The organism is Paenarthrobacter sp. TRD_SC_7 (assembly GCF_056156245.1).
Genome location: NZ_CM149587.1, coordinates 598098 through 613082, shown reverse-complemented (window position 1 = coordinate 613082; position 14985 = coordinate 598098). Strand labels below are relative to the sequence as shown.

Below are 14985 nucleotides of genomic sequence, written 5' to 3'. Positions count from 1 at the left end.
CCCTAACAAGGAGTCCTGGGCCCGGAGCAAAGCGATTCCCTTGCCTTCCCCATCAGCTGTAGTCCGGCGGCGAAGCAGCGGTCCGTAGAGTCTTGAAGTGCCGGGAATGCCTGGACTGCAGAGTCGAAGTGGTCTTCCCGGATCATCGCCTCGATGGTCCGGCACCGGTCCTCTGTCTCCAAGGCGCCAACCATGGCCGAGGAAATCTTGAGGCTCAGGATTGCGTCCATGCTTGCGTTGACGTCGTGCTCGCACAGGCCGCTCGAGATACTGAGGATGCGGCCGGGCAGCATGGACAGGTAGGTGGCGAGAAAACGGAGCGCTGGTGTTGGGTCTCCCAACTCCTCAGCCAGCGCCTTCAGCCTGCATGGTTCCAAAGCGGTAGCCTCCGGAGTGGGGCCCGGGTCCTCACTCACCGCTTGCTGCCTGGCGAGCTGGGACGCCTTGCAGCGCGACATTGTCGGGGTCTTTGGTCCAGATGGAGGCGAGCATCCCGATGACCAAAATGGACGGTGCGCCGTACATGAGGATGTTCATGACGATGGGCTCGCGGAGGGCGCGGATGGTGTTGCCCACGTAGGGGATGGTGGCGACCTGCTTGTCCACGGTGGCGCCTTGGAGGGTGGCGATCCAAGGGTCGATGCCGTTGTTGGCGTCTCCCTTGGTTTGCACTGCTACGCCACCGTCGGCGGTGGTGGTGAGCTCGATGATGCGGTGTGTTTCCACCCGCTGGTCCTCCACGGGAATGTGGTAGGTGATGACGTCCCCTACCTTGATATCGGTGATGGGCGTGGGAACGGTCACGACGACGTCGCCCGGGTTGATCAGCGGCGCCATGGATCCGGTCAGCATGGTTGAGGTCTGGTAGCCGAAGACCCTCGGCCCGATCGCCAGGAAGAAGAACACCACGGCAGCCAGGACCAACATGCCCACGGCAATTCCCTTGGCTACCTTGCCTGCGAACCGGCCGAAGGCACCCGTTGTGGTATGGGCAACCTCCGTTCGAATCACGACGGCGGCGGGACGGGTCGCGGAGGTCACTGCGGCTTCGCTGATGCTGGTGATGGTGCTCATTGCCTGGCGTTCCTACTTGGTGGTTTCGGTGCGCTGGGTGCCGGTGAAGGAGAAGGCGATGGTGGAGGTGGCGCCTTGGAAGTCGTTGTTGGCGGTGGTGGGGAACGCGGTGGTGACCTTGAGGTTGTCGGTCTTGGCCGAGGTCAGGGAGGCCAGGTTGTTCAGGACCTTGTTCGCTGCGATGACAGGGGCGGAGGCCAAAACGGTGGTTTTGGTGCCCGTGCAGTTGTAAGGGGCTGCGGTGCCGGTCCAGGCCACGGAGCAGTTTTCGATCGTCAGCTGCAGGCCGTTGGCGGCGTCGGTGGTGAGCAGTGATGCGGTGGCGCCGGCGGAAGTGGTGAGGGTGACGTTGTTCAGGTCCGAGCTGCCGGTGTTGGCCAGGGTGACGAGCTTTTCCACCTTGTCGCCGGGCAGCAGGCCCGCAACGGGGACGTTGAGGGTGTTGGCCGGACCGGGGGCGCCCAGGGCGATGGTGACGGTGCCGGCGGTGACGGCCTGGCTCGCCGAAGTGGAGGAGGTGAACGCGCCGTAGGTTCCCATGCCGGCGACGGCGGCTGCGGTGCCGACCAGTGCGACGGAAGCGAGGATCTTGCCGGAGGTGGTCTTGAGGCTGATGGCCATCTGAGTATGGTCCTTTCGGGAGGCCACCGCGGTCCGGCCGGCCGTTACTTGTCAGCCTCTCTGGCTCACAAGAACTACTTTGCCGGGCCCGGATCAAGAACAAATCCTGCAATTCCGCAGGAAAGCATCAAGACTTTCGCAGTCACACAGGTCCCATGTGCAACACTTCTTGATGCACGTGGACGGCCGATGAGAGGGCAAGATAGATGCCGATGTGGTTGCAGGCCTTGATGTGGGGAACTCTTGCAGGCGGTGCCTTGGTCCTCGGGGCGGGCATCGCGTGGAGGTGGAAAGTGCCGCCCAAGATCGTGTCCACGGTGATGGCATTCGGCGCCGGTGTATTGATCTCCGCGTTGGCGTTCGAGTTGGTTGACGAAGCCGTGGAGGGCGGCGGCTTGCTCCCAACAGTCTTGGGTTTCCTCTTGGGCGCCCTGATCTTCGTGGGCTCCAACGCCCTGCTTGCCCGCGCCGGAGCCAAGCATCGGAAACGTTCGGGTGGCACCCAGCCTTCCGAGAAGGACTCCCCGGGGAGCGGCACGGCCATCGCGGTAGGCGCCCTCATTGACGGCATTCCGGAATCAGTGGTCCTGGGCGTCGGGCTACTTGCCGGAGGGGCAGTCAGCCCGGCGATGCTCGCCGCCGTCTTCATTTCGAATGTACCCGAGGGACTCTCCAGCACAGCAGGCATGAAGAAGGCCGGACGCAGCCCCGCTTACGTCTTTGGCACGTGGATCGGCATCGCGGTGTTCAGCGGGCTTGCTGCTCTTCTGGGGTACACCGCATTGGAGAACGCTCCAGAGACTGTGATCGCGTTCATCACCGCCATTGCCGCAGGCGGAATCCTGGCCATGCTCGCCGACACCATGATCCCCGAGGCCTTCGAGGAGCACCACAACCTGACCGGGCTGACGGCCGCCGTCGGCTTCCTGAGCGCGTTCACGATTCATCACGTCGGGGGCTAAGGCGCTGTACCCAAAGGAGCTAGAAGGGCAGCAGCCCAAGGGTCGGTAGGGCAACCGCCGTCGAGATCGCCATGGCCGCTGTATTGCCGATGACCGGATGAAAACCGGCTGGCAGCCTTGCGGAAATGGCCTTGGCGATAGGCGGCGCAAGGACTGCACCCATCACGGCCCCGCCTACCATCCCCGTCCAGGAGCCGCCGAACGCGAGGACGGCCGCAGGAGCCACTGAAACTACGGAGGCGTAGGTAGCCGTCCACCCGCCGTCGCGGTACCAGCCCCGCCACAGGACGACGCCGATCGCCGAGGTCAGCGCCTGGGCAAACAGTATGTTTGGCAGCAGGCCTGTGCCGTACGACGGCAGCCCCGGGTTCAGGACAAACGCCGCGGCCACAGCCACGATCACACAGGCGCCGGCGAGTTCGTTCGCAAAGAAGTGGGATTCAGTGAAGTCCCGGAGGACCCGGCGCGCAGCCCAACCGGCGTCGCTGAGGAAGTTTCGGTTACGGCCCGACGACGGCAGGCCGGGCTGCGTCGCCGGGCGAGGCTCCCGCAGGACAAGCCATCGCAGCCGCCGGGCGATGAGGAACGAGATGACCGAGCCCACCGACATGGCGAGGACGCTCGCCACCACGGCTGGTAGGCCGAGCGGTGCTGAGACTGTAGGGATGAACAGCAACGCCAAAGGTGTGGTGGTGGCAGCTCCCAGGACCGCGCCAGTGATGCAAGTCCGCCAACCCGCCCCGTAGAGAAGGACCATAGCGGGAGCGACGCAAACCAAAGGCACGAACGTTGGCTTCCACCCGTCGTCGAGCACCCATCCGAACACCAGGTTGGAGAGCAGCAAGCTCAGCGACGCCGATGCCAGCACCCAGGGCCACAGTCCCGTGCCGTATGTGATCGTGCCCGCCCATGTCGCCCCGCGTCGGCCAGTCCACCACGCGGCCGTGGCACCTGCGAGCAGTCCGAGCGCTGCGAGATCAGCCTTGTAGAACAAGGGCTCGGTCATGTCGCCGAGGAGCCAGCGCAGGGCGGCAAGCGAAGAATCGGTGGTGTCCTGCGCCCAGCCATCGTAGCCAGGACCAATCCGCGGCGAATGCTGCGCCAGCATGTGGAGGAAAAGGGCGAAGACACCGACGACGGCCACCATTCCGAAGGCTCCCAGGGCGGTGCCGGCGGCGGTGCGTTCAAGGGCTGGTTCGCCGCAGCGTTCGAGCGAAGGTTCCGGCGAAGTTCCCGACTGCGCGGGGGCATGGTCGGCTGCGAAAGAGTGCGTCATCGGTGGCCCTATGCGTGCGGAGTGGCGTGGCTTTGAGCAGCGTAGCGGACCGCTGATTGCCGTCTAAAGCCGCTGTGCTACGGGCGATTTGTGACCGACTAGCAGGACCCTTAGTGGGTGATCCAGGCGAAACGGAGAAACGCCAAGAGGCCCCGACCCTGCAGAACTTGCAGCAGCGTCGGAGCCTCTTTGCATTCAAACAGTTATGCCTTCTTGCGCGTTACCAGTCCCCAGATGATGAGCACGAGCAGTGCGCCGCCGATTGCCAGCAGCCAGGTGGAAAGCGACCAGAACTCGTTGATGCCCACATTGAAGAGTGCGCTGCCGATCCAACCGCCCAGGACGGCGCCGACGATGCCGAGCAGCAATGTTGCGATCCAGCCGCCGCCCTGCTTGCCGGGTTTAATGGCCTTTGCGATGGCCCCAGCAATCAAACCCAAAACAATCCAACCGATAATTCCCATTTTTCAATCTCTCTTTCGTCAGTAAGTCGCAGTTAAGTCGTCGATCAGCGTCGGCTAAGGAGCGTCTCGATTTCGGCGGCGGGCACTCCGGCCACCTCCGCCAGGGCGCGGGGGTCGATGCCCGCATCCACTGCCTTGTTGAAAGCCAACTCCAACGTGTTTTGGGCGATGGCAAGTTCGTGCTGCAGGCTCTGGCGTCGGAGGGCGGCGATCCACACGCCGCTCACTGGGTCCACGGCGTCGATATCCATTCGGAAACCGCAGCCGCACGCCCATTCCGGCCAGATGGGCTCCACCGAAACCCACTGCAGGGAGTCGCTCGAGGGGCCCGCAGAGATCGCCATATGTGAACCGCAGTGGACCGGGCCCATGGGGATCGTCTGTTCCCCACTGGTTTTCACGGTATTCTCGGCCACTGGTGTGGAGCTTGGTTCACGCAGCGCGACTGTCATCGTCTTCCACACATTCACTAGTAAGCATCTTGACCATCTAGTTATACGTGTACTTATCATTTAGTTCAAACCGAGGTAAGCCAGGTTCGGGTCAACGCACGGCTGTTACCCGTCCAGCCCGGACTCGCCGCCAAACAGCGGGGGTCACCACCACTGCGACGCCGACGACGGCACCAATGACGGTCTCGATGATACGGTCACGCAGCAGCAGGGCAGGATCCACCGGTGCTGCCAAAAGCGTGGCTATCAACGCCAGCGGCGTCACGAAGACCTGCGCAACAAGGTACTGGCGGGCGATGAACATCTCCGCCCCGAACTGGCAGGCGGCGATTACCAGGACCATGGCCCACGGCGCGGGATTGAGCCACAGAATGCCGGCCAGCAGCACCAGCCCGATCACCGTTCCGGCGATCCTTTGGATGCCTCGGCTGACCCGATGACGCGTCGAGTGACCCACCAGCGGGACTACAGCCGCCACCATGGCCCAGTAAGTGTGCCCGAATCCGAGCCGCTCCCCCACCAACGTGGCGATGGCACCGGCCAGGCCCGCCGCCACCAGATAACCGCCGCCTTCGAGCCAAATCGCCTGGCGCTCCGCTGCGGTGTGACGGATGCGTGGCGGCCGCTTCCACGGCGTCCGATGGCTCCTCAGAACGCGCGAAGACATACCGATGAGCAAGCAAAAGACCGTGGTCCCAACGGCTACCAGCATCGCCTCCCACAGGGGCGGCTGTGCGGCGATGGAGGCAATGGCAGCGAAGGCAAAGATGTGAAAGAGCGAGCCGCCTGGCCGGAGTCGCCAAGCAGCGACCACCACGGAGCAGGCACCTGCTACCACCGTGGTCGCAGCGGTCAGGAGCCATGAATAGGCTGCACCTTCGAGGCCCCCGGCTTGTGCAAAGCGGGCCATGAGGGTAGCCAGAAGAATGACCAAAAGCATGAAGCCGCCAGCGCGCAACTGGCTCCGGAAGCGCACGCTGTGGGACTCGTTGCGCCCATAAATTCCGGTAAACGCACCGAACGACGCAAACACTGCCAAATCCAGCCGCCCGATCAGCGTCAACGTAATCAGCGGAACAAACACACCTACAGCGCAGCGGAGGGCGGGATGGTGGTCCTTGTTTCCAGGACCCATCGTGAACATTTCCGCTACAGCCTTCAAGGGGCGGCTCGCCTTTCGTCGCAGGATCAAAATGTACGACGGCGGCGCTGGCGTCCGCTTCAAGGTTACGCCCCGGCCGCTGGGCTACTCCGGGATTGCGTTCAGATAGTGCCCCTCATCACGTATGCGAGGAGCACTATCTGCGGACAAATTCCAGAGGTCAGAAGCGGGAGGGAGCCCCTGGAACCGACGAGGTGCCAAGCTGGTTGCCAGCGACGTCAGTCAGGCCGGAGGCGGGGGTGTAGGTCGGGAAGATAGTGGTTGAAGTAAGGGTCGCCCCTCCAGCGTTCCCTCCGCCCAAAGTGACGGTGAGTGTCTGGGATGTCGAGCTCCAGTGCAAAATGCCGCCACTGTTAGCGGTATTGAAACTCAAGTTGCTCGATGTGTAGTCTCCTCCGAGGGCAACCGAGCCTACTCTTAGCACTGGGCAGCTATTGGTGGTCACGGAGAGAACGTCGGCAGCACTGACATTTACGACAACCCGGTTGTTGCCGTTGCCGCTCACAGTGTGTGTGCTGGCGGGGCTGGTCCAGGTACTGCAGATGCTGCTGGCCTTCAGCGGCTCGGAGAACGTCAGTGTTACATAATCGCCTGACTCAACCTTGCCGGCCGTGGCTCCGCCGTTCGTGAGCTGAACCCCGGTCACCGTCGGCGCGGTCACGTCCTTCGTGGAAGCTGCCGTACCTGCAGGGCCGGTGTTACCGGCTGCATCCGTTGCGCGCGCTGAGTAGTTGATAGTTCCTTCGTTGAAGGCGCTCATGTTCTGGGGTGGAGCCGACCAGTTTCCGGAACCGTTGGCCGTCATGGTTTCCGTCAAAGGCTGGGCCCCCGTGCCGGAGACCGTGAGCACCACGGTTGAACCGGGTTCGGCGGTGCCGCTGACGGGAACGTTGTTCACATTGCTGGAATACACGTACACAGGAGCAGTGATTACAGGTGCTCCTGGCGGGGTAGCGTCCAAGGCCGTAGCTGCGCTCCGGGTGCTTTCCGCGCCTTGCCATGCCGAGAGCAACGGGGTGACCGCGTAGTACCAGGTCCCGGTAGGAACGTTGTTGTCCACGCAACTGAGGGCGGTGATGGTTCCCGTGCAGGTTCCTGCCGCAGCGATCCCGGTACCCGCGGTCGCTGTGGCGTAGCGGGCGATGCTATAGCCGGTCACGGGCCGTCCTGCCGCCGTCGTACTTGCAGTCCAGGTGACCGTCACGCTGGTGCCGGAAACGGCGGTGGTGGGCTTGGCGCCCTGGGCTACGGCATCGGCCTTGGCCGCACCGAAACCGCTGCTGACCGAACCCCAGAACGCGCTGGCAGCCGGCCCTCCCCATGAAACCAGGAATATTCCGAGGACAATCACCACGATCCTGTTCCAGGGGCCAAAGGTGGCGGGCGAGGACGTCGCCCGGCCCGTGGTCTGACGAAGCCGGCTCACTTCCGTACCTCCAGAGTGACGGGAACATCGAACTGGGCACCTTGGCAGGCTGACACCGACGCCGCACTCATGCTGGCCGCATTGCCAAGCGTGAGCTGGAGGGAGGTGTTCGCCTGAATGGTTACTGCGGGTGCCAAGGGTGCCGGCGGAGGCGTGAAAGTCACTCCGGTGGTGGTGCAGCCGGGGTGGGCCGCATCAGCGGTCACGGGGCCGTTCGACGCGAATCCGTAGATGGTAACCGCGTGCGGGTTCGGGTTGTAGGCCCGGAGGATGACGTCGGCCGTTCCACCGGGGACCAGACTGGTTTGCAGGGTATCGCCCGGGACGAGTGCGTCCACAGTAACGGCCTGCATGGTGCCATTCGTTGCTGATCCACTGCCAATTCCGGTGGTAACCCAGTAGGCGTACGCGGAACCCGCACCACCAAGGATGCAGAGAGCCGCGGTGGCAGCGACTGTTCGCGCCAGCCGTCCTTTGCCGGGAATGCGGGGAGTTCGGACTGTCGTCTTCATGTCAGTTCGCCTGTCCCGTGCCGGAGTATGCGAGCTGGAGGGTCGCGCCTTTGCAACCGTCCTGGAGCTTGGATGTGTCGAGCATGGCGATCTGCGGTCGCTCTGGCTCCGGCACGCCGAGTGTGGAAAGTAAGTGGGTGCCCGGTGCAACCGCCAGCGGATACGTACCCGAATACTGGGTGATCTTGTAGTCCGCCGTGGTGCAGGGCAGGTTGGCAGCGACCGCCGCAGGGGTCCGGACCACCTGGTTGATAGCCACCGACAGATTGGTCACCGCGATGCTCTTGTTGTTGGAATTGGAAATCTGGAGGTTCAAGGGCCTGGTGACTCCCGGTGCGAGCAAGCCATCCACCGAGCCGGAAACGTCAAATGTCCGTTTGACCTCCAGGACGTGCAGCTTCGCCGGCGCTGAAGCCTGCACAGATCCGCTGGTGCCTTTCACGATGAAGTCCGACTTACCTGCGGGTGTGGTGGGGGCCGTCTGCACTGTCATGGTCACCTGCGCGGTACTTCCGGAGGTGAGAACCACCGACGACGGCGACCAGGCGGCTACCGCTCCGGCCGGCAGCCCGCTGGCGGCGAACGTGACCGTCCCAGTGAAGCCTCCCGTTGACGTGGCTGACACGGTATACGTGGTGGACTGCCCCTGGTCCAGGCTACGGCTTGAGGGAGACAGCGCGACCACAATCCCATTGGAGACCTTGGCTTGGTTCCCTTGCGAGGCGCCCTGCCCGCTGCTTGCCGCGAGGGCCGCCACCGGAACCAAGGCAACCACCAGCGCAAGTATCAGCGCACGGAGTGGCATTCGTGCTCGGTGGAACGGCGTTGTTCGCTTTGGCCGGTGGTCCATGGAAGCTCTTTTCGGACGTGTTCGGTGCTGGCAAGGAAGAGTGAGCCGGGGACCGCCACTCGCAAGGTGGTCCCCGGCGCGGCAGGAGCTACAGGCTGGTGACGTTGACCGTTACCACTGCACCCTTGCAGGCGTCCTGGTTCACAGTGGTGCTGTCGTTGAACTTCAGCACGCCGCTGCCCACGGACGTTCCTAAGCTGTTGGCTGCGACCGAGCTGTTGCTGGTGACGGCCGTGACCTCAAACCAAGCCGGAAGACAACCAGCCACATCGGTGGTGACGTTGGCACTGAGTGCTCCCACCACGGTGCTGGAGGTGGTCGCGTTGTCCGCGGTGTAGGCCACCGTCACCTCGTTGCCCGGAGCGAGCCCGCCGCCAAACGCAGCGTGCAGCGTGACGGTTCCGCCGCCGGCCGAGTTGGTTGCCGTGCCGCTGCCCGAACCGGTGGTGGTCCAGTAGGCGTAAGCGGCTCCGCCACCCACTGCGACCAATGCCACGCCTGCGACGGCTGCGGTGACCCGGCTTTTCTTGGAAAGCTTGCGCATGATAAGACTCCTTGGTTGATCTTTTCCGGGAAGCCGCAGTGCAACCCCCAGCATCCGGCCGTTGCTGGCGGATGAAGCGATGTCCCCAATAGTTCAGTCAGCGCAGGCTTGTGGCTAGTGTCGGGAGTACCCCACTTTTCTGCCCGACCAAGGGGTCGGGAATACGTTCATCCCGCATGCGAGTACTCAGTTTCCGGCAGGGGACTACTTGGATGCGGGCCCGTGTCCGCAGTCAGGATGGGACGGTTTGTACTCAGTTTTGGAGAGGCAGCTTCAGGGCACTTGCGGAGTCGGAACCGCCGGACACGTCCGGCTCTGGTAGTGGACTGCGCGAACATTGTGCGCATCTTGAGCTAAAACTGCGCTGGCGTTCGATTGCTTCGGTTCGTTACTTAACGCCCGACCCTCAACGCCCGACGACGGCCAGTGGCCCCAGAGAGGCAACCAACCGCCGTCGTACTACTGCTGTTATCTTCGCCGACACGCGTACGCGGGACGGGTCAGACCGGCTGTGGCAGTGACTCCAAGGAGTTGAAGCTGTAGAGCTGGATGCCGTCGATGCCCGGACGTTCGGCCAACTCATGGATCAGCGCTTCCGGCGAGTAGCGTTCGCCTACAAGGAGGCGTCGGGCGAGCGGTCCCTTCTTACTCAGGAACTTCAAGGACGAACCGACGCCGATCTTGGTGGCCAGGGAAATGAGCTTGGCCTTGGGTACCGCGCCTGCGACGCCGGCAATCACTGGAAGGTGCACGCCTTCCCTCCTCAGCAACTCCACATAGCTATGGACGCTGTCCGCGGAGAAGCACATCTGAGTGACGATCCCACTGGCCAGTTCCTGCTTCTCCACCAGCGCCTCCACGAGCTGGAGACCGTTAATGTTCGGGTGTCCCTCGGGGTAGCCCGCCACTCCAACGCTCATCTGCCCGCTCGTGATTTCCGCGATGTCCCTCAGCAACTCGCCGCCTGTGGCATAGGGTCCAGCCGGCTGCGCCGCGTCACCACCAATGGAAAAAACTTCAGTGATACCCGCGTTCCGGCAATCGCGCAGGATCCCCTGCAACTGCAGTTCGCTTTCAACGCACTTTGCGGCCAGGTGCGGAACTACTGTGTAGCCGAGTTCGCTGAGCTGTACCGCGGTGCGCACCGTGGGCCCGATGCCGTGGTGCGGCAGGCAGGTAATGCTGATGGTGGTGTCTGTTGGCACTGCCTTGGCGACGGCATCAACAATGCCGTCGGTAGGGACGATTTCAACACGTGTGGGGAGCATGACGGAGTCCTAGTAGGCGTGGGGCAGCAGCTTAGCCGTGGGCGGCGAGGATGGTGGAGGCTTCCTGGCGGGTGGTGCCGGAGGACTCGATGTGGGCCAGGGCGGCCGGGATTTCCCAGCCCTTCTTACGCATCGCGGTGGCCCACAGGCGCCCGGCACGGTACGAGGACCGCACCAACGGGCCGGACATGACCCCGAGGAACCCGATTTCTTCGGCTTCGTGCTGGAGGTCAACGAATTCCTGCGGCTTGACCCACCGGTCCACCGGCAGGTGCCGCTCGGACGGGCGCAAGTACTGGGTGATCGTGATCAGGTCACACCCGGCCGCGTGCAAGTCTTTCAGTGCTTCGGAGATTTCCTCGCGGGTCTCGCCCATGCCAAGGATCAGGTTGGACTTGGTCACCATGCCCAAATCCCGGCCCTGCGTGATCACATCCAGGGACCGCTCATACCGGAACGCCGGACGGATCCGCTTGAAAATCCTCGGCACGGTCTCGACGTTGTGCGCGAACACCTCGGGCTTGGAATCACAGATCGCCGCGATGTGCTCGGGTTTGCCGGAGAAGTCAGGGATCAGCAACTCCACCCCGGTGCCCGGATTCAATTCATGGATCTTCCGAACCGTCTCGGCGTACAACCACACGCCCTCATCGGCCAGGTCATCACGGGCCACCCCGGTCACCGTGGCGTAGCGCAACTGCATGGCCTGCACGGAGCGGGCCACCTTGGTGGGTTCGAACATGTCCACCGGGGACGGTTTGCCGGTATCGATCTGGCAGAAATCACAGCGCCGGGTGCACTCGGACCCGCCGATCAGGAACGTCGCTTCCTTGTCTTCCCAGCACTCGAAAATGTTCGGGCAACCGGCCTCTTCACAGACCGTGTGCAGGCCTTCCTTCTTCACCAGGTTCTTGAGCTGAACGAACTCCGGCCCCATCTGGACCTTGGCCTTGATCCACTCGGGCTTGCGTTCAACCGGGACCGCCGAGTTACGCTGCTCAACGCGCAGCAACTTACGGCCTTCAGGTGCGAGTGTCATGAGTTTCTTCCTTGTTGGTATTCCATTTTCGCAGGTGACTCCGGCGTCAGCATTCGACGACGTTGACGGCGAGGCCGCCCATCGCTGTTTCCTTGTACTTGTGGGACATGTCCTTGCCCGTTTCACGCATGGTCACGATCACCTCATCCAAGGACACCCGGTGCGTCCCGTCACCCCACAAAGCCATCTTCGCCGCGTTGATCGCCTTCGCCGCAGCGATCGCGTTCCGCTCAATACACGGGATCTGCACCAAACCCCCGATCGGATCACACGTCAAACCCAGATTGTGTTCCATCGCGATCTCCGCGGCGTTCTCCACCTGACCCGGCGTACCACCCATCACCTCAGCCAACCCGGCAGCGGCCATCGACGACGCCGACCCCACCTCACCCTGACACCCAACCTCGGCCCCGGAAATGGACGCCTGCTCCTTATACAACACACCCACCGCACCCGCGGCGAGCAAGAACTTCACCACCACATCGTCCTTATCGGCCTGCGTGGCCTGATCCATCCCCGGAGCATAATTCAACGCGTAATACAGCACCGCCGGAATGATCCCCGCCGCACCATTGGTCGGCGCCGTGACCACCCGACCACCCGAAGCGTTCTCCTCATTGACCGCCAACGCGATCAGGTTCACCCACTCCTGCCAATACTTCGGATCGTTCCGGTCCTTGTCCTCCTTCAGCAACCGCTCCAACCAATCAGGAGAACGACGCCGGACCTTCAAACCCCCGGGCAACACACCCTCACGCTTCAAAGACGTTTCAACACACGCCTCCATCACCGACCAGATATGCAAAAGACCCTCCCGGATCTCCTCCTCACTCCGGGACGCCCGCTCATTGATGAACATAATGTCGCTGATCCCCAACCCCTTCGAGGAACACCGGCCCATCAACTCCGCCGCCGTCCGAAACGGCAACGGCAACTCCGCTTTCGTCTCCTCAAGCTCAGCCCGGGCCGCGTCCTCCTCACCCTCCCGGACAATGAACCCACCACCCACCGAAAAGAACGTCGCCTCCCGCAGCACATTCCCCTCAGCATCAGAGACAGCAAACTTCATCCCGTTCGTGTGCCGCGGCAACACCGTCAACGGATGCAGGATCATGTCCTCAACCGCGTAGTCCAGGAGCGTGCCGCCGGAAAGGTTGAGCTTTCCCGTCTCAGAAATGGAAGCCAGCCGCTCCTCCACCTCGTCAGGAAGGATCTCCTCAGGGTTGAACCCCTCGAGTCCAAGCAAGACGGCCGTGAAAGTCCCGTGCCCCTTGCCCGTGGCAGCCAGGGAACCGTACAGGTCAACCCGCAACCCGGCAACGGATTCGAGCACGCCGGACTCACGCAACTCCCGGGCAAACACTGCCCCGGCGCGCATCGGCCCAACAGTGTGAGAGCTCGACGGGCCAATACCCACAGAGAACAGATCAAAGACCCCAACGGCCATGTTTTTTCCTAACTAAGTAAAACGAAAAAGACCCCCGCCCCGCCCCCAACAACGGAGCGGACCCCGGACGACCGATCAGCCCGCCCCCTTCACCGTTTCGATGCTTCGCTGCCAAACATGCCGTGCGCACGGCACGTCCCGCAGCCAACCCCCGAAACGGGCAGCCAGTACCCGACTTACGAGAGGTCCGCAACCCCCGGATACAGCGGGTGCGCTTTCGCAAGAACATCAACGCGGTGTCGCAACCCGGAAAGATCCGCATCGGCGTCGGCGATCAACACTTCGGCGATGATGTCCGCAACCTCCCGGAACGCCGCTTCCCCGAAGCCGCGTGTTGCCAAAGCCGGGGTACCGATCCGGAGACCCGAGGTAACCATGGGCGGACGCGGGTCAAAGGGAACGGCGTTGCGGTTGACGGTGATGTCGATCGCGGCAAGGCGGTCCTCGGCTTGCTGACCGTCGAGTTCGCAGTTGCGCAGGTCGACGAGGACCAAGTGCACGTCGGTGCCACCGGAGACCACGTTAATGCCCTTGACGGCTACATCGGGCTGGATCAGGCGCTCGGCGAGGATGCGGGCACCTGCCAGGACGCGTTCCTGGCGCTCCCGGAATTCCTCGGAAGCGGCGATCTTGAACGCGACAGCCTTACCGGCGATGACGTGCTCGAGCGGTCCGCCCTGCTGGCCGGGGAACACAGCCGAGTTGATCTTCTTGGCGATGTCGGCGTCGTTGGAGAGGATGATGCCGCCACGCGGACCGGCGAGGGTCTTGTGCGTGGTGGACGTGGTGACGTGGGCGTGTGGGACCGGCGAGGGGTGCAGGCCCGCGGCCACCAAGCCGGCGAAGTGGGCCATGTCCACCATCAGGTAGGCACCCACGGAGTCGGCAATCCGCCGGAACTCTGCGAAGTCCAACTGCCGCGCATAAGCGGACCAGCCAGCCACGATCAGTGCCGGTTTGTGCTCCTGGGCCAGACGCTCAACTTCGGCCATGTCCACGGTGTGGGTGTCCTCGCGGACGCCGTACGGGACCACGTTGTAGAGCTTGCCGGAGAAGTTGATCCGCATGCCGTGCGTGAGGTGGCCGCCGTGGGCCAGGTTGAGGCCCATGATGGTGTCGCCCGGCTTGATGAGGGCGTGCATCACGGAGGCGTTGGCCTGCGCGCCGGAGTGCGGCTGGACGTTGGCGAACTCTGCGCCGAACAGGGACTTCAAGCGGTCAATGGCGAGCTGCTCGACCACGTCAACGTGTTCGCAGCCACCGTAGTAACGCTTGCCCGGGTAACCCTCGGCGTACTTATTCGTTAGGACGGAACCCTGAGCCTGCATCACTGCAACAGCTGTGTGGTTCTCCGAGGCGATCATTTCCAGGCCGTCGCGCTGGCGACCCAATTCGTCGTCGATCTTCGCAGCGATCTCAGGGTCCAGCTCGGAAAGCTGGGCGTCCAAGGACGCCGACACCACCTGCTGAAAGTCAGTTACGGATACCGGGTTCACAGTTCCCCACCGTTCGTTGCAGCGTATTCTTCGGCCGACATGAGCGGCCCTTCTTCTGTTGCGGCCACCTTGAACAGCCAGCCGGCGCCATAGGGATCGTTGTTGATAAGGGCGGGATCGCTGACAACGGCGTCGTTGATCTCGGTCACCTCACCGGTGACGGGCGAGTACAGGTCCGATACCGACTTGGTCGATTCCACCTCGCCACACGTCTCGCCTGCAGTCACGGTCGACCCAACCTCGGGCAGGTCCACGTACACAATGTCACCAAGGGCATCCGCGGCAACCGCGGAGATCCCGATCCCTACAGGCCCGGCACCATCAGCGGCGACCCACTCGTGCTCAGCCGAGTACTTCAGCTCGGCAACTACTTTGCTCATTCCAATTCCTCA

Annotated in this window: 18 protein-coding genes; 2 read left to right on the top strand and 16 right to left on the bottom strand. The window is 63.2% G+C overall.

All coding sequences use genetic code 11. The annotated features are described in order from the left end of the window. Positions 1-2 precede the first annotated feature (2 nt). The 3 genes from AC0J5Z_RS03070 to AC0J5Z_RS03060 are packed head-to-tail and all read right to left on the bottom strand — an operon-like array spanning position 3 to position 1695. Positions 3-416 carry an Hpt domain-containing protein gene (locus tag AC0J5Z_RS03070; RefSeq protein ID WP_475037362.1) on the bottom strand — a complete coding sequence of 138 codons (414 nt, stop codon included), beginning with the start codon at positions 414-416 and terminating at the stop codon, positions 3-5. Continuing rightward, on the bottom strand, positions 409-1074 hold the full coding sequence (locus tag AC0J5Z_RS03065; protein WP_475037360.1) for a signal peptidase I: 666 nt from the start codon (positions 1072-1074) through the stop codon (positions 409-411). The genes AC0J5Z_RS03070 and AC0J5Z_RS03065 overlap by 8 nt, the downstream gene beginning before the upstream one ends. Before the next feature lie 12 nt (positions 1075-1086). Further along, entirely contained in the window at positions 1087-1695 is a 609-nt protein-coding gene (locus AC0J5Z_RS03060) for a TasA family protein (protein ID WP_475037359.1), read from the bottom strand. 206 nt (positions 1696-1901) lie between these two features. Here AC0J5Z_RS03060 and AC0J5Z_RS03055 point away from each other — a divergent pair, with 206 nt between their 5' ends. Next, entirely contained in the window at positions 1902-2657 is a 756-nt protein-coding gene (locus AC0J5Z_RS03055; RefSeq protein ID WP_475037358.1) for a ZIP family metal transporter, read from the top strand. Positions 2658-2676: 19 nt separating this feature from the next. On the opposite strand, the gene AC0J5Z_RS03050 is transcribed toward AC0J5Z_RS03055, so the two are convergent. The 4 genes from AC0J5Z_RS03050 to AC0J5Z_RS03035 all read right to left on the bottom strand — a co-directional run bounded on the left by AC0J5Z_RS03050 (position 2677) and on the right by AC0J5Z_RS03035 (position 5993). Continuing rightward, positions 2677-3933: a hypothetical protein gene (locus AC0J5Z_RS03050; protein ID WP_475037357.1), complete on the bottom strand. Its 1257-nt coding sequence runs from the start codon at positions 3931-3933 to the stop codon at positions 2677-2679. A 203-nt stretch (positions 3934-4136) separates the two neighbouring features. After that, on the bottom strand, positions 4137-4397 hold the full coding sequence (locus AC0J5Z_RS03045; protein WP_475037355.1) for a GlsB/YeaQ/YmgE family stress response membrane protein: 261 nt from the start codon (positions 4395-4397) through the stop codon (positions 4137-4139). Between the two features lie 44 nt (positions 4398-4441). Beyond that, positions 4442-4741, bottom strand: coding sequence for a hypothetical protein (locus AC0J5Z_RS03040; protein ID WP_475037354.1), 300 nt, complete (start codon positions 4739-4741; stop codon positions 4442-4444). A gap of 199 nt (positions 4742-4940) precedes the next feature. After that, complete coding sequence (locus tag AC0J5Z_RS03035; protein WP_475037352.1) at positions 4941-5993, bottom strand: FUSC family protein; 1053 nt, start codon at positions 5991-5993, stop codon at positions 4941-4943. Between AC0J5Z_RS03035 and AC0J5Z_RS03030 the strand changes: the two genes are divergently transcribed. Further along, positions 5986-6120 (top strand): hypothetical protein, encoded by a 135-nt coding sequence (locus AC0J5Z_RS03030; RefSeq protein WP_475037350.1) that lies wholly within the window; start codon positions 5986-5988, stop codon positions 6118-6120. The genes AC0J5Z_RS03035 and AC0J5Z_RS03030 overlap by 8 nt on opposite strands. Positions 6121-6171: 51 nt before the next feature. Here the strand turns inward: AC0J5Z_RS03030 and AC0J5Z_RS03025 are convergent, their stop codons facing one another. From AC0J5Z_RS03025 to gcvH, 9 genes are all read right to left on the bottom strand, one after another. Continuing rightward, on the bottom strand, positions 6172-7437 hold the full coding sequence (locus tag AC0J5Z_RS03025) for a hypothetical protein (protein WP_475037349.1): 1266 nt from the start codon (positions 7435-7437) through the stop codon (positions 6172-6174). Beyond that, entirely contained in the window at positions 7434-7949 is a 516-nt protein-coding gene (locus AC0J5Z_RS03020) for a hypothetical protein (RefSeq protein WP_475037348.1), read from the bottom strand. Before AC0J5Z_RS03020 ends, AC0J5Z_RS03025 begins: the two co-directional genes overlap by 4 nt. 1 nt (position 7950) lies before the next feature. Further along, positions 7951-8754 carry a COG1470 family protein gene (locus AC0J5Z_RS03015; protein WP_475037347.1) on the bottom strand — a complete coding sequence of 268 codons (804 nt, stop codon included), beginning with the start codon at positions 8752-8754 and terminating at the stop codon, positions 7951-7953. A gap of 133 nt (positions 8755-8887) precedes the next feature. Then, entirely contained in the window at positions 8888-9343 is a 456-nt protein-coding gene (locus tag AC0J5Z_RS03010) for a hypothetical protein (RefSeq protein ID WP_475037346.1), read from the bottom strand. Between the two features lie 500 nt (positions 9344-9843). After that, a complete protein-coding gene (locus AC0J5Z_RS03005; RefSeq protein ID WP_475037344.1) occupies positions 9844-10611 on the bottom strand; it encodes a methylenetetrahydrofolate reductase in 768 nt (255 codons plus the stop codon). A 31-nt stretch (positions 10612-10642) separates the two neighbouring features. Further along, positions 10643-11650, bottom strand: coding sequence for a lipoyl synthase (lipA, locus tag AC0J5Z_RS03000; RefSeq protein WP_475037343.1), 1008 nt, complete (start codon positions 11648-11650; stop codon positions 10643-10645). A gap of 46 nt (positions 11651-11696) precedes the next feature. Beyond that, on the bottom strand, positions 11697-13097 hold the full coding sequence (locus AC0J5Z_RS02995; RefSeq protein ID WP_475037342.1) for an L-serine ammonia-lyase: 1401 nt from the start codon (positions 13095-13097) through the stop codon (positions 11697-11699). Between the two features lie 176 nt (positions 13098-13273). Beyond that, positions 13274-14593 (bottom strand): serine hydroxymethyltransferase, encoded by a 1320-nt coding sequence (gene glyA / locus AC0J5Z_RS02990; RefSeq protein WP_475037341.1) that lies wholly within the window; start codon positions 14591-14593, stop codon positions 13274-13276. Then, positions 14590-14973, bottom strand: coding sequence for a glycine cleavage system protein GcvH (gene gcvH, locus AC0J5Z_RS02985; protein ID WP_377671186.1), 384 nt, complete (start codon positions 14971-14973; stop codon positions 14590-14592). The genes glyA and gcvH overlap by 4 nt, the downstream gene beginning before the upstream one ends. Positions 14974-14985: the final 12 nt, after the last annotated feature.

Excerpts from the sequence above, each read along its gene's own strand:
- AC0J5Z_RS03040 (WP_475037354.1), bottom strand. The coding sequence starts at position 4,741 with ATGGCGATCTCTGCGGGCCCCTCGAGCGACTCCCTGCAGTGGGTTTCG.
- AC0J5Z_RS03050 (WP_475037357.1), bottom strand. The coding sequence starts at position 3,933 with ATGACGCACTCTTTCGCAGCCGACCATGCCCCCGCGCAGTCGGGAACT.
- AC0J5Z_RS03010 (WP_475037346.1), bottom strand. The coding sequence starts at position 9,343 with ATGCGCAAGCTTTCCAAGAAAAGCCGGGTCACCGCAGCCGTCGCAGGC.
- gcvH (WP_377671186.1), bottom strand. The coding sequence starts at position 14,973 with ATGAGCAAAGTAGTTGCCGAGCTGAAGTACTCGGCTGAGCACGAGTGG.
- AC0J5Z_RS03060 (WP_475037359.1), bottom strand. The coding sequence starts at position 1,695 with ATGGCCATCAGCCTCAAGACCACCTCCGGCAAGATCCTCGCTTCCGTC.
- AC0J5Z_RS02995 (WP_475037342.1), bottom strand. The coding sequence starts at position 13,097 with ATGGCCGTTGGGGTCTTTGATCTGTTCTCTGTGGGTATTGGCCCGTCG.
- AC0J5Z_RS03065 (WP_475037360.1), bottom strand. The coding sequence starts at position 1,074 with ATGAGCACCATCACCAGCATCAGCGAAGCCGCAGTGACCTCCGCGACC.
- AC0J5Z_RS03055 (WP_475037358.1), top strand. The coding sequence starts at position 1,902 with ATGCCGATGTGGTTGCAGGCCTTGATGTGGGGAACTCTTGCAGGCGGT.
- lipA (WP_475037343.1), bottom strand. The coding sequence starts at position 11,650 with ATGACACTCGCACCTGAAGGCCGTAAGTTGCTGCGCGTTGAGCAGCGT.
- AC0J5Z_RS03005 (WP_475037344.1), bottom strand. The coding sequence starts at position 10,611 with ATGCTCCCCACACGTGTTGAAATCGTCCCTACCGACGGCATTGTTGAT.
- AC0J5Z_RS03015 (WP_475037347.1), bottom strand. The coding sequence starts at position 8,754 with ATGCCACTCCGTGCGCTGATACTTGCGCTGGTGGTTGCCTTGGTTCCG.
- AC0J5Z_RS03020 (WP_475037348.1), bottom strand. The coding sequence starts at position 7,949 with ATGAAGACGACAGTCCGAACTCCCCGCATTCCCGGCAAAGGACGGCTG.
- AC0J5Z_RS03045 (WP_475037355.1), bottom strand. The coding sequence starts at position 4,397 with ATGGGAATTATCGGTTGGATTGTTTTGGGTTTGATTGCTGGGGCCATC.
- AC0J5Z_RS03035 (WP_475037352.1), bottom strand. The coding sequence starts at position 5,993 with ATGTTCACGATGGGTCCTGGAAACAAGGACCACCATCCCGCCCTCCGC.